This window comes from Nitrobacter hamburgensis X14, from assembly GCF_000013885.1.
Lineage (GTDB): Bacteria > Pseudomonadota > Alphaproteobacteria > Rhizobiales > Xanthobacteraceae > Nitrobacter > Nitrobacter hamburgensis.
Map to the genome: position 1 here is coordinate 562,360 of NC_007964.1, position 13,001 is coordinate 575,360.

A 13,001-nucleotide genomic window follows, 5' to 3' on the forward strand; every position below is an offset into this window, starting at 1 on the left:
ACCTGTTCCCAGGTCAAGTCCGAGGACATGCTTCGCTCGAAAGCGCTATGGAAGGCGCTTCGCGTCAGTCCACCACGATCTTGACCCGACTGCGCACCTTGACCTGCGCATGCGGATCGAGGCCATTGAGCACGCGAAAACGCTCCGCGGGATGATCGACGCCCGCCATGCGGTGCGACAGCGATTCGACGGTATCGCCCGGCTGCACGGTGATGACCTTGATCCGCAGCGGCCGCGCCGCCTGAATCTCGTCGAGCGTCAGACGGCGGAACGAGGCGACCGTTTCGCGGGCGTTGCGCTCGCTTTCCGTCGTCTTGTGGCGGGTTGCGAAGATAAAGCGATAGACGTCGCTGCCGAAGCGCAAGGCATAGACCCGGAACTGCCACTGCTCGCCGCTGGCGACCGCCGAGGCGGCCGGAAAACCGTTGATGGTCAACTCCTCGGTCGAGGCCTTGTCGACGTTCTCCATCCAGCCGGAGTTGAGATACTCGGTGAGCTTCTGTTCCGCGGGCACCCGGACGACGTCGAAGCGCATGGCCTGACTGCCGCCCTCGCGGACGCCGATCACTGCCTGAGCCGTATTGTCGAGCGCAAAACCTTCCGGCGCCTGGAACGTAAAGCCGAGCTTCGGATGCAGGAAGCGCCGGCCGCGAACGAAGCCCTCGCTCGGATCCTCGCCGTAGACGATGTTGTCGATTGCGTCGAGATAGATTTCGCGATCACGCTCGCCATGCGCGGGAGCACTGTATTGCCGGGCATTGGCTTGCGCGTTCTGGACGCGCTCCGGCGTTGCGGGATGCGACGACAGGAAGTCCTGCGAGCGCGGGTCCAGCGACGGTTTGCCGGCCTTGAGCGCCGCATTGCGCTCCATTGCCGCCAGGAAGCGCGCCGCGCCATAGGGATCGAAATGGGCTCGCGCGGAAATCCCGACGCCGATGCCGTCGGCCTCGAATTCCTGGGCGCGCGAAAAGCTCGCCAGCGTCAGTTTGGACTTGGCGAGCGCCAGCGCCGTCAAATCCGGGTCGGTGCCCATCTCGGTGACGACGTGGCTGACAAGGGCGGCCTGCCGCGCCTGATCCTCGCGGATCGCTGCGTGCTTGGCCAGCACGTGCGCCATTTCATGCGACAGCACCGAGGACAGCTCCGAGGTGTCGTTGGCGAGCGCGACCAGGCCGCGCGTCACGTAAAGCTGGCCCGTCGGCAGCGCGAAGGCGTTCACCGCGCCTGAATTGAGGATCGTGACCTTGTAGGCGAGGTCGGGCCGCTCGGACACCGCGACCAGCCGCTCGACCGTCTTGTTGATCAGCGCTTCGAGTCGGGGATCGTCGTAGGCGCCGCCGTAAGAGGCGAGGATGCGCTCATGCTCGCGTTCGGCCGCCGGGGTATGGACCGCCGTCCGCGCCGGTTTTGCAGGCGTGGCGGCGGATGGGTGGGACGCGGTCTGGAACCGGCTCATGTCGCCGCAGCCGGCGAGGGCGAGCGCCGCGCACAGCACGGCAGGCGCAGCCAAAAGGCGGCGGCTCACTCCCGTCCCGCGCCGTTCCGCGCTCACCGCCATGGTCGTACCATCTCCGCCCGGCCAGTGTTTTGATTCTAGCATTCTTTTCCGCAGGCAACTTTGCGAATGTCGGAATCAAGGACCACTAGCAACTTTAATGATTCCAGTGCGGCTTGGGTTTACTAGTCGCCGACCACTTCAATCTGTCCCACCCGGAGCACTTCGATCCGTGGTCCGCCGCGTCGTTGGACCCAGCCGCGGACGCGAACCCGCCGATTTTCGAACGACGCCGGGACGACACCCGCAGCCTCGAAAGATGGCATCATGCGCCTTGAAATAGTCGCGGCAAAGTCTCGTGTCCAGCGCCGGCCGAAGTTGACATAAAACGTTCCGCCGGCCTGCCTGACAGACAGGACTTTCCCCTCGACGACGGCGAATTGTCCGATCCGGGTCAAAATATCGTCCGGATTGTCGGCATTTTTTACAACGACCGAACTCGCCCAGGTTCCACGCCGGGTCTGCCGCGCCGCAGCTTCAGCAGTCGCAAGTTCGGCCGCGCAGGCTTTATCGGCGACGTCGGCAGATGCTAACGCCTCGCCGCGCCCCAGAAGCTCGCTCTGTACCGAACTTGCGGAGGCATCGAGATATATGAAGGCGGATTGCCGGCCATAGCGATCCGGATCGTCGCGCTCGCCGCGCAGGATCACGTGCCGGCCGATCAACGCCGCGAGCGCTGCCAGGCTATCGTGCGAGTCTTCTGCTACGACTTCGACGCCGGCGAGGCGGACGTCACGGCCATCGTCGAGACGCAGCGTCCGCGCGTCGATGACGGCGCTCACGACGCCGGCACCCTGAATGGCGAATTGGCACCCGGCCGCGATCGACGGCGCCGCGCCGCCGAACGATAGTCCGCAGAGCAGCGCTACGGCAGCAAAACGTCGCGCCGCTTGCGAGCGTTCGGATCGTTGGGACCCTCGGAGCATGATCCGAGGGCCGGGTTGCATTATTTCGATCCGGGACCGGAAATCGCGCGGCGTGCAACCAGTCTGTTCCAGATGAAAAGCACGACTATCGCGCCGATGGTCGAGGTGATGAAGCCGGCGCCCTGATTAGGGCTGTAGTGGCCGATCGACTGCCCGATAAAGGTGGCCAGGAACGCGCCGCCAATGCCGAGCGCCGTGGTGAGGATGAATCCGCTTGGATTGTTCGGTCCGGGAGATAAGAATTTTGCGATAACCCCTGCGACGAAGCCGACGAGAATGATCCAGAGAATGCCGCTCATGATGAAAGTCCTCCCTCGGAATAACCGTGTCGAAGCCTCCGCGAGATCGGCCGGTTCGGGCGGCTACCCCGCGGCGAGCAGCAATTCTAAAGCAGTCGCGACAGTTCGCTCTCGGTCGGCACGCGTCCGTCGGGCGTCAGATGGTTGACGACCTCGGGCAGATGCCGGCTCAATCCGGCGAGCAACTCGTCCCGCGACAGGCCGGTCTGTGCTGTCAGGGCGTTGATCTGGTCGGCACCGAGCGCGTCGGCGAGATCGCGCGGCGCGATCTGCTTGTTCGGTCCCGGATTGACCCAGGAATTCGCGGTCTCGCCGTGGCCTTTCTGTTGAAGCTGATTCAGCAGGCTGCCGAGGCCGCCGCTCAGAATGCTTCCGGCGGCGCCACCGGCCAGCAGGCCGCCAAGCCCGCCCTTGAGCAGGTCACCAAGGCCGCCGCCGGCGCTACCGGGCAGGCCGGCATTGACGGTGCTTCCCGGCGCGGGAGCTGGAGGCGCGGACGGGTTGGCTTCAGGCTGGCTTCCGGTGAAATGTTTCAGCGCCTTGTAGCCCAGCACAGCGAGGATCGCCATTGTCATCGGCGACATGCCGCCGCCTTCGCTTGGTGCATTGGGATCACTTGGACCGCGGGGGCCGTTCTGCATTCCGTTGAGGACGTCGAGCAAACCCATGATCGTCTCCTGATTGCATACCAGCCCGCGGCAAAAGATAACGTCGCCACATGACGGTCACAAGGCACATCTCGCAGGCGTGAGGCGTCGCCGCTCTATTTGCTATCGAAAGGAAAATGACTGCGGGATGAATGACGGGGCCGGGGTAAGGGGCGCGAGGCGCAGGGTTAGCAAGCCTCGAGGCCACGTCGATATGGCCCTGTTTCGGGGTGCCGCATCTGCCGCGAGGTATCCGGCCGCGAAGCTCGACCCGACAGGGTGACGGTCCGATCGGATGCTCTCAAAACGCGATTCGGGTCATAGTCGGATCGTGCGCTTGGGGCTTGCCCGACGCGCCTGAGTACCGGATAAGTACCGAGGCCGCGTGGCGGCTCAGTCCCGGTAGCTCAGCTGGATAGAGCACAGGTTTCCTAAACCTGGGGTCAGGGGTTCGACTCCCTTCCGGGACGCCATTTTACCTTATCGAAGCCATTTTTTTGCCAGCCGCGCGGACGCGGTTGGCGCGGCAGAATGATCCGTTCATTGCGACCCGCTAGAGCCATTCCGTTTCTGACGGAATCAAAAGCGGGCTCTATGATTTTGATTTGACGCGTTTTCTTTACGCGAACCGGTATCCATCCCCGGGTCAAGCCCGAGGACATGCTTCGCTCGAAAACGCTCTAGCAGGCTGTTGAAGAAGTTTCCCACGGAGACGGATATGGAATGGAGTCAGCGTGATCTGCGGGCGGCGCCACCATCAGGGTCCTGATCGAGCATCTTGACGGTGCACGACTTGTGTTTCACGCGGCGGCTGCCAGGAGTTTGGGCAAGCGGATCAGGTTGTAGGCCGCCAGCGCCAGGGTGAAGGTGGCGTTGACGCGGTCGCGGCCTCGCAGCTTGATCTTGGCAAGTCCGGCGGAGGCCTTGATCCAGCCGAACACCTCCTCGATGCGCTTGCGACAGCGTTGGCTGACGGCATATCCGGCATGACGGAGAGTCCTCTGGTCGATCGCGGTCTTGCGCGGCTTTCCGGTCTTGCTCAAATGCCCGTCGATGGCGATGTGCGGCGTGACCGAACGCCGTCTTAAGTCCTCGACGAATGCGGTGACGTCATAGGCCTTGTCGGCGCCCAGCGTGATCCGCCGCTCGCTTTGGCCGCGGTGGCAGTCGATCAGCGCCAACGCCTGATCCCGCTCCGCCGTTCCGGTCGCCCGGCTCACGCCACCCAGCACCGCCAGTCCGTTGCGGTTCTCCATCAGGGCATGGCCGATGTAGCAAAGCTTCGCCGGCTGGCCGCCGCCCTTCTTATAGAGCCGTGCCTCGGGATCGGTCGTGCTCTGATGCGTCTCGTTGCAGCGCTTCTCGTTGTGGAAACTGCGCTCGGCGTTGCGTCCCGGTCCATCACTGTCCTGGTCACCGCCGTCCTTGCGCCGGAAGCTCTTGATCGATGCCCACGCCTCGATCAGCGTGCCGTCGACCGAAAAATGCTCGCTTGATAACAGCCGCTTGACCTGGTGCTGCCCCATCAGCGCGTTCAAGAACTTCGCGGCGATCTCACCTTCAAGCAATCGGTCGCGGTTCTTCGAGAAGGTCGAGTGGTCCCACACCGGGTCGTCCACGCCCAAGCCCACGAACCAGCGCAACAGCAGGTCGAACTCCAGCCGCTCCATCAACTGCCGTTCCGAGCGGATCCCGTAGAATGCCTGCAGCAGCATTGCCCGAAGCAGCTTCTCCGGTGCGATCGAGGGACGGCCGAACGCCGTGTAGAGCTTGTCAAAGTCCCTCGACAGATCATTCAACGCCGCGTTCGCGATCTGTCGGATCGTTCGCAGCGGATGGTCGGAGCGAATCCGAGCCTCCAAGTCCACATAGCTGAACAGCGAGCCTGACCGTTCGTCGCTTCCCCGCATCGCTCCCCCCTCGACGCATCCGCATCAAGAGAATCATGCCCAGAACCGCTGCGCCAGAGACTTCTTCAACAGCCTGCTAGCTTTCGGAGGCCTCCGCGGTTCGTCGCAATCAATCGCGCTTTTGTTGGCGGCCACTATGGCAAGTCAATCGCAAAAACTGTAAAATAATATAACAATATCAATGTCATTTGGCGGAGAGGGAGGGATTCGAACCCCCGATAGGCTTGCACCTATGCCGCATTTCGAGTGCGGTGCATTCGACCACTCTGCCACCTCTCCTAAGGTGCCACGCAGGCGGCGGACCGCCTTTAGCGCGTTTTCAGGCGAAGTGGAAACCGGTTCGCGTAAAGAAAACGCGCGCATTGATACATGGGCGCGCACTCAAACGCAAAACCGGAGCCGCTTTTGCTGAATGCGCTCCGAGTCAGGCCGTGTTCTAGGTGAGGATGCCAGGGCAGACAAGGCGCGGGGCGAGGAAATTCCGAATCCCCAGAGCCAGAATCTGAGCCTGTGTGGTCGCGCCGCCGCCAAAAAAGGGTGGGACCGCCGGACGCGATAATAACCGGCGGTCCCGTGCCGCGTCATTGAAATCGTGGTCGGAAGTGCGGCTTCGCGGACCACCTGCGCGACAATGCAACCGTAGCGGTCTTTGCGAAACCGGCAACGCGATCCCGATTTTAACCTCACCAATCAAGGTTACTTCGTCGTGAAAACCGAGCCCGTTCGCGGCGGCGCTACAGTGACGGAACCGCGGCGGATCGCATGCGGGGAGGGGACCTGGCGCCGGACGACCGCTTGGGCATTTTAAGTTGAATCCGGTTCGCGTGAGGAAAATGCTCTCGATCAATCACTTGCGCGTATTCCGATCGCAAAACCGGTATCCGCTGTTGTGGAATAGGCGCTAACGGTCAGTCCCTGGTTTTCCTGTCCTTCTTGTCTTTGTTCTTGTCCTTGCCGTCGTCGTCGGGCTTCTTGTCTTTCTTGTTATCTTTCTTGCGGTTGGTGAACCGCGCGTTGCCTAGGCCGGTGCCGATGGTCAATACGCCCCAGCGGCTGACGTCCTGCATGTAGGGCATTTCGCTCAGGCCTTGCGCCACGCCGTCATTGTGCATCAGCACGGTGGTGTCGTGACCGCCGATCTCCGGAATGGCCTCGACCAGCGACCCCGGCAGGTTGAACTTGCTGCTTTCCCAGTTGCCCGGAAGATTCTGCGCGCCTTTCTCGATCGATCCGTCCTGCTCGATCACGCCCGGACAGGAAATGCCGATAAACGGCGCGAGCTTCAGCCCCTGCTTTTCCGCCTGCGAAATGAGGTCCTTCAGCATCTTCACGAGCTTCTTCACCGCGCTCTCGCGGGTCGGCTCGTCGTTGGCGTGGCGCCATAGCTCGGACTTCCACACCCCGGCCTTGGAGAGGTCGGCGGCCTTTTTCCAGCGGGTCTCGACCACGCCGCAGCGGATGTTGGTGCCGCCGATATCGACCGCCAGGATGCTGTCGAACGCCTCGAAGATCCACGACGGCGCCAGATGCAGGCAGCCGATCAGTCCGGCCTCGTCGGGATCGAAGCGGATCGGGATCAGATGGACCTTGTGGCCCTCGCTTTTCAGCAACAGGTCGGCGCGCGCGATCGCGATTTCGCCGACCCGGCTCTTGCGAAAGCCGCCGCCGACCACGATGCATTCGGTGTCGGCCCATGCCTTGGTCTTGAGGAAGCGTCCCGTCACATAGGCCAGTTCCTGCGCGAACTCCTCGATGGCGCCATGCACCAGGGCGGCGGCCTCGATGTCGTCGCCGACCAGCGCCTCGTCGAGCGAGCCCTTGGCGATCTCCTCCGACGGAGTGTCGCCGAGCGGATCGTCGCCGTTTTTCTTCAGCGGCTTGCGCAGGCCGTCGAGGATTTTCCGGAATGCGCCCTTGCTGGCGCGGTCGCCAAGGAAACCGTCGTCGTCCTTCAGTTCGATGTTGTAGCTGTCGACATCCACCGACGGCAGCCGCGGAACGCCGTGCTTGCCGATGCCCGACGTCGTCAGGGTATCTTCCGCCATGATGTGTGGTGCCCCTCGTCCGTGTGTTTCTGCCTGCAACAACGGCGGGGGAACCCATTGGTTTCGCGATCGATGGCGGCTGGCCGACCCTCGGGCGAAATCGGTCCGGAAACGCCGGTATTGCTGACGGTTGGCCGCTTCAGGACCGCTTCGCCTTGACTCCCGGTCTTCGGCGGCTATAAGTCCCGTAACCGGCGCGGGGATTCCCAGCGCCGCTTGTTTTTGCGCGGCCGGCGGGCGATTTCCCCTCGAGAGCGCGGAAATTAAACCCGGTCAGCATTTTCAGGCAGAGTGGAAACCGGTTTGCCGTTGGAAGATGCTGCGATTTAACGACTGACCAAAAAGCCGGTCCGGACCTGTCCGAGGCCGGGATCGAACACGAAGGAATAAAACGATGTTCGCAGTCATCAAAACCGGCGGCCGGCAATACCGCGTCGTTCCGGATGATGTGCTTGAGATTGGCAAGATCGCCGGCGATGTCGGAACGATCGTGCAGCTTGGTGAAGTTCTGGTGCTCGGCGGCGATACGCCGGTGCTCGGCCTACCCACGGTGGCCGGCGCCTCGGTCGCGGCGGAGGTGCTGCAGCACAAGCGCGGCCCCAAGGTGATCGCGTTCAAGAAACGCCGCCGCAAGCATTCCAAGCGCAAGCGTGGTTATCGCGACGAGATCACGGTGCTGCGCATCACCGAAATTCTCGCTGACGGCAAGACCCCGACCGTCGGTCCACGCCCCAAGAAGGAAAAGGTCGTCGAGCCCGCCGAAGGCGAGGGTGACCACTAGCGCGCCGACCACCGCAAGGGTGGGGGCCGATAAGTAAGAGCGATTAAAAATATCCGTGAGAAAAAGTGAATGATTCCGTCACGGAATTGATCTAGAGATACGGACGAGGTTGGAGACGGGCCATGGCTCACAAAAAAGCAGGCGGTTCATCGCGTAACGGTCGGGATTCGGCCGGCAAGCGTCTTGGGGTCAAGGCGTTCGGCGGTGAGCACGTGATTCCCGGTAACATCATCGCCCGTCAGCGCGGCACCACCTGGCATCCCGGCCTTAATGTCGGCATGGGCACCGACCACACTCTGTTCGCCAAGGTCGAAGGCCGCGTCGAGTTCCGTGCGAAAGCCGGCGGCCGCACTTTCGTATCGGTCCTCCCGATGACGGAAGCCGCGGCCGAATAAACGGTGGATGACATCGCGTCCGCCGGTCCCTGTTGAACCGGCGGAGCATCGAGGCTCCACGGGGAGGCGGGAAACCGGCCTCCCTTTTATAGTTTTTGCGTTTGCAGGCGTACCCCGCGTTCGCATCACGGAGCCCGACCCATGTTGCAGGATATCCCAACCCCGACGCCCCTGCTGCGCGAGACGCGGCCGTTCGTCCTCGAGACCGAGCGCCTGAGCCTGCGCAAGCCGACGCTCGCGGACGTCAAGGGCATCGCCGCTCTCGCCAACGACCGCCGTATCGCGGAGATGACGCGCCGCCTGCCGCATTCCTATACACAGGACGACGCGGTTCATTTCGTCAGAGTCGTCGCCGGCGACAGCAGCGAGACGGTGTTTCTGATCGAGCACTGTCATACGCCCGTCGGGGTGGCCGGCGTTGACTGGAGCGAGCCGGATGCGCCCGAACTCGGCTACTGGTTCGGCGTCGATCATTGGGGCCTGGGTTTCGCCACCGAGGCCGCGCGCGCGGTGATCGACTATACCTTCGAGACGTTCGCGATCGACCAGATGATTTCCGGCGCGCGCGTCGTCAATCCGAAGTCGCGCAACGTGCTGGAGAAGTGCGGCTTCCAGTGGAGCGGCGTCGAGTTGCATCGCTTCAGGGCGCTGGGATCGTCGACGCCGGTCGACCGTTTCCGGCTGTCGCGCGGCGTGTGGTCGTCGCTGAAGAACTGGAGCAACGCCGCGCGCCGCGAACGGTAACTCCCGAAACGAACACGTCGTTGTCCGGTCCGGGCGGCGGAGCGAACGCCGAGCTGGTATTGCCCGGCATCATCTGGCAACAGCGCAATCTCCGCGCTGGACGACCCGATGACCCGTCCCTCATATATGCCGGATGGAATGGAGTGCCCGGGTCAAGCCGCCGATGACACGCCACGGTGCGCGTCGCGGCGGTTGCCTCGCGGGCGCGCGTACCCTACCTATCTCCCATGAAATTCCTCGATGAAGCCAAGGTCTATATCCGCTCCGGCGACGGCGGCAACGGCTGCGTGGCGTTCCGCCGCGAGAAGTTCATCGAGTTCGGCGGCCCCTCCGGCGGCAATGGCGGACGCGGCGGCGACGTCATCGTCGAGGTCGCCGACGGCCTCAACACCCTGATCGACTATCGCTATCAGCAGCACTTCAAGGCGCCGAAGGGCACCAACGGCATGGGCTCGGATCGCCACGGCGCCAACGGCAAGGCCATCGTGCTCAAGGTGCCGCTCGGCACCCAGATCATCGATGAGGATCGCGAAACCCTGATCCACGACTTCACCACGGTCGGCGAACGCTTCGTGCTGGCCGAGGGCGGCAACGGCGGTTTCGGCAACGCCCACTTCAAGTCGTCCACCAACCGCGCGCCGCGCAACGCCAATCCTGGCCAGCCAGGGGAGGAGCGCTGGATCTGGCTGCGGCTGAAGCTGATTGCGGATGCCGGCCTGGTCGGCCTGCCCAATGCCGGCAAGTCGACATTCCTGTCAAAGGTCAGCGCGGCGAAGCCGAAGATCGCCGACTATCCGTTCACCACGCTGCACCCGCAACTCGGTGTGGTGAATGCCGGTGACCGCGAATTCGTGCTGGCGGATATTCCGGGGCTGATCGAGGGCGCGCATGAAGGCACGGGGCTCGGCGACAGATTTCTGGGCCATGTCGAGCGCTGCCGCGTGCTGTTGCATCTGGTGGACGCCACCTGCGAACATGCGGGCAAGGCCTACAAGACCGTGCGCGGCGAACTGGAAGCCTATGCCGGAACGCTGGCGGAGAAGGTCGAGATCGTCGCGCTCAACAAGATCGATGCGGTTTCAGTCGAAGACCTGAAGAAGCAGCGCGATCGCCTCAAGCGCGCGGCGAACAAGATGCCGCTGCTGCTGTCGGGCATCACCGGCAAGGGTGTGCCCGAGGTTTTGCAGACCCTTGCCGCTGTCATCGGCGAGGCGCCGGTGTCCGACAAGGCGAAGGGCGCTGGGGCTTCGGCTGCGCAAGCGGTCGTGCCGCCGGTGGCGCAGGCCAAGCCATGGTCGCCGTAGGCGTCAGGCTTGTCCGCCATTCCCGGAAGCATTCATTCCCGTAAAGCCGCGAGCGCAACGGGTTCGCGATGTCCCTCCCGGCATTCCGCTTTCCACGGCGCCGCATTCATGTGATGAAAGCGGCGCTTTCGTCTCGATTGACCGCCGACCGCCATGACCAGCCTGCATCTTAAGAAATTCCGACGTATCGTCGTCAAGGTCGGCTCGTCGCTGCTGATCGATTCCGATGCCGGCGAGGTGCGCGCGGCGTGGCTGTCGGCGCTGGCCGACGATATCGCCGGGCTTCATGGCGAGGGGCGCGACGTGCTGATCGTCTCGTCCGGCTCGATCGCGCTCGGCCGCAGCAAGCTCAAGCTGCCGCGCGGCCCGCTGAAGCTGGAGGAGAGTCAGGCCGCCGCCGCCGTCGGACAGATCGCGCTGGCGCGGATCTGGTCGAAGGTGCTGGGCGATCACGGCATCGGCGCGGGGCAGATTCTGGTGACCTTGCAGGACACCGAGGAACGTCGCCGCTACCTCAATGCGCGCTCGACCATCGCAAAACTGCTCGACTGGCGCGCGGTCCCCGTCATCAACGAGAACGACACGGTGGCCACCAACGAAATCCGCTACGGCGACAACGACCGTCTCGCCGCGCGCGTCGCCACCATGGCGAGCGCCGATTTGCTGATCCTGTTGTCGGATATCGACGGGCTCTACGACGCGCCGCCCCATCTCAATCCGGATGCGAAACTGATTCCGGTGGTGAAGCGCGTCACCGCCGACATCGAGGCGATGGCGGGCAGCGCCGCGTCCGAACTGTCGCGCGGCGGCATGCAGACCAAGATCGAGGCGGCGAAGATCGCAACCACCGCCGGCACGCACATGCTGATCGCCTCCGGCAAGATCGAGCACCCGCTGCGGGCCGTCATGGACGGCGGCCGCTGCACCTGGTTTATGACGCCGGCAAATCCGGTCACGGCGCGCAAACGCTGGATCGCGGGGTCGCTGGAGCCGAAGGGCACGCTGACTATCGATGCCGGAGCGGTTGCCGCGCTGCGCGCCGGCAAGAGCCTGTTGCCGGCCGGCGTGATCCGGGTCGATGGGCAATTCGCACGTGGCGATGCCGTCATCGTGCGCGGTCCCAATACGCATGAGATCGGCCGCGGCCTCGTCGCCTACGATGCCGTGGACGCGGAGAAGATCAAGGGACGCTCGTCCTGCGATGCGGCGCAGATCCTCGGCATCAGCGGCCGGGCCGAAATGATCCATCGCGACGATCTCGTGGTTGGCGGGCCGCGCGGCGGTGCCGGCTAGAGCCGGCTTCTGATTGAATCAGAAGCGGGCTCTATGATTATGATTTGACGCGTTTTCTTCACGCGAACCGGTACCCGCTTCGCTCGAAAACGCTCCAGATGCGAGCGGATCAGGTGATTGAATCGTCAAGCCCGGCTTTTATGCCGGGCCATGACGCGTGCTGGTTCTGGCTAAGCGGAATGCATTTTACGTGAAGAAAATTCATTCAATCAATAACTTGCGTGTACTCTAATCGCAAATCCAACAATGATTCGAGCGCACCGGAAAACGTATTAGCTCATGATCGCGTAGATAATTCCCATCACCGTCATGAGAGAGGCGGCAGCCGCAATCGGTAGCAATATCTCGGTCGCCGCCTGCGCGGCGCTCTGCTGGCTGCCCCAAACCGCAAAATTGCCCGTGCTCCAATCCCGGAACGGGACCTCGTTCGGGTGCCTGCCGTAGTCCGGTTGATGTCTGTACGACACCAGAAACGACCCGCTGAAACACAGGCCGACCACCAGAAACAGCACGGTGATGAAGGCCAGCGGAAGTGCGACGACGCTCTGTCTGTCAAAAAAGATCCATGCCATCAGCACGAACCAGATAACAAGGCCGGCGGCAATCTTTGGGATGCTGGAGTGAAGCTGAGTGTACGTCTCGTTCGCCGGGTGATTATGAGCGACAAGTTCTCTGGACATGGAAGTTGCCTTTCTTGAGAGGGTGCGCGATGCGTGATTGCCGGTTTGAAATGGCGAGGCGCCACACCGCGGCATTGGGGGCTGGTACCAACCGCATTGAGCCAACCAGCCGTACAGAAAGGAAACCGCTTCGATCGAGGCGGGTTTCAGGGTCACGGAGAATTGTGTGATGTTGCTTACCGGCATCGAATCGTGCCCCGGCATCATCTGATGTTTTCGATGTTTTCACAGGCGCGATACGACGCGCCATGCGCGGGCAAAACCGTTCGAAGAACGGCGTTGCTCCGTTCGCCTGCGTGCCTTCCGCAAACCCATGCTCTTTTCGGAAGGATGGATGCTTTCGAACCAGGGACCAACGCCTCGCCGGACACGGATTTCTGTGCTAGGACATGATCTTAAGAGAGCATGGAACGCCGGACTGT

At 62.9% G+C, this 13,001-nt stretch carries 12 protein-coding genes and 2 tRNA genes; 6 read left to right on the forward strand and 8 right to left on the reverse strand.

All coding sequences use genetic code 11. The features are described from left to right. Positions 1–64: 64 nt before the first annotated feature. The 4 genes from NHAM_RS02630 to NHAM_RS02645 all read right to left on the reverse strand — a co-directional run bounded on the left by NHAM_RS02630 (position 65) and on the right by NHAM_RS02645 (position 3,448). Positions 65–1,558, reverse strand: a complete 1,494-nt coding sequence (locus NHAM_RS02630; RefSeq protein WP_011509102.1) for a M48 family metalloprotease — start codon at positions 1,556–1,558, stop codon at positions 65–67. A 122-nt stretch (positions 1,559–1,680) separates the two neighbouring features. Continuing rightward, a complete protein-coding gene (locus NHAM_RS02635) occupies positions 1,681–2,481 on the reverse strand; it encodes a thermonuclease family protein (RefSeq protein ID WP_157043513.1) in 801 nt (266 codons plus the stop codon). Between the two features lie 20 nt (positions 2,482–2,501). Beyond that, positions 2,502–2,780, reverse strand: a complete 279-nt coding sequence (locus NHAM_RS02640; RefSeq protein ID WP_011509104.1) for a GlsB/YeaQ/YmgE family stress response membrane protein — start codon at positions 2,778–2,780, stop codon at positions 2,502–2,504. Positions 2,781–2,866: 86 nt separating this feature from the next. Further along, positions 2,867–3,448: a YidB family protein gene (locus tag NHAM_RS02645; RefSeq protein WP_011509105.1), complete on the reverse strand. Its 582-nt coding sequence runs from the start codon at positions 3,446–3,448 to the stop codon at positions 2,867–2,869. A gap of 375 nt (positions 3,449–3,823) precedes the next feature. Between NHAM_RS02645 and NHAM_RS02650 the strand changes: the two genes are divergently transcribed. After that, positions 3,824–3,900, forward strand: a tRNA-Arg gene (locus NHAM_RS02650). Positions 3,901–4,227: 327 nt separating this feature from the next. Here the strand turns inward: NHAM_RS02650 and NHAM_RS02655 are convergent. The 3 genes from NHAM_RS02655 to NHAM_RS02665 form a co-directional block, all read right to left on the reverse strand. Then, positions 4,228–5,337: an IS5-like element ISNha7 family transposase gene (locus tag NHAM_RS02655; protein WP_011509106.1), complete on the reverse strand. Its 1,110-nt coding sequence runs from the start codon at positions 5,335–5,337 to the stop codon at positions 4,228–4,230. A 189-nt stretch (positions 5,338–5,526) separates the two neighbouring features. Then, positions 5,527–5,616: transfer RNA gene (locus tag NHAM_RS02660), tRNA-Ser, on the reverse strand. Between the two features lie 629 nt (positions 5,617–6,245). Next, the gene (locus tag NHAM_RS02665) at positions 6,246–7,382 is read right to left on the reverse strand and encodes an ROK family protein (RefSeq protein ID WP_011509107.1); all 1,137 of its coding nucleotides are present in this window, start codon (positions 7,380–7,382) and stop codon (positions 6,246–6,248) included. A gap of 394 nt (positions 7,383–7,776) precedes the next feature. Between NHAM_RS02665 and rplU the strand changes: the two genes are divergently transcribed. The 5 genes from rplU to proB all read left to right on the forward strand — a co-directional run bounded on the left by rplU (position 7,777) and on the right by proB (position 11,899). Next, positions 7,777–8,163 carry a 50S ribosomal protein L21 gene (gene rplU, locus NHAM_RS02670; RefSeq protein WP_011509108.1) on the forward strand — a complete coding sequence of 129 codons (387 nt, stop codon included), beginning with the start codon at positions 7,777–7,779 and terminating at the stop codon, positions 8,161–8,163. Between the two features lie 122 nt (positions 8,164–8,285). Further along, positions 8,286–8,558: a 50S ribosomal protein L27 gene (rpmA, locus tag NHAM_RS02675; RefSeq protein ID WP_011509109.1), complete on the forward strand. Its 273-nt coding sequence runs from the start codon at positions 8,286–8,288 to the stop codon at positions 8,556–8,558. Positions 8,559–8,699: 141 nt separating this feature from the next. Then, positions 8,700–9,302: a GNAT family N-acetyltransferase gene (locus NHAM_RS02680; protein WP_011509110.1), complete on the forward strand. Its 603-nt coding sequence runs from the start codon at positions 8,700–8,702 to the stop codon at positions 9,300–9,302. A gap of 227 nt (positions 9,303–9,529) precedes the next feature. Beyond that, positions 9,530–10,606: a GTPase ObgE gene (obgE, locus tag NHAM_RS02685; RefSeq protein ID WP_011509111.1), complete on the forward strand. Its 1,077-nt coding sequence runs from the start codon at positions 9,530–9,532 to the stop codon at positions 10,604–10,606. A gap of 153 nt (positions 10,607–10,759) precedes the next feature. Next, positions 10,760–11,899: a glutamate 5-kinase gene (gene proB, locus NHAM_RS02690; protein ID WP_011509112.1), complete on the forward strand. Its 1,140-nt coding sequence runs from the start codon at positions 10,760–10,762 to the stop codon at positions 11,897–11,899. Between the two features lie 272 nt (positions 11,900–12,171). On the opposite strand, the gene NHAM_RS02695 is transcribed toward proB, so the two are convergent. Continuing rightward, positions 12,172–12,786 carry a hypothetical protein gene (locus NHAM_RS02695; protein ID WP_157043514.1) on the reverse strand — a complete coding sequence of 205 codons (615 nt, stop codon included), beginning with the start codon at positions 12,784–12,786 and terminating at the stop codon, positions 12,172–12,174. Positions 12,787–13,001 lie beyond the last annotated feature (215 nt).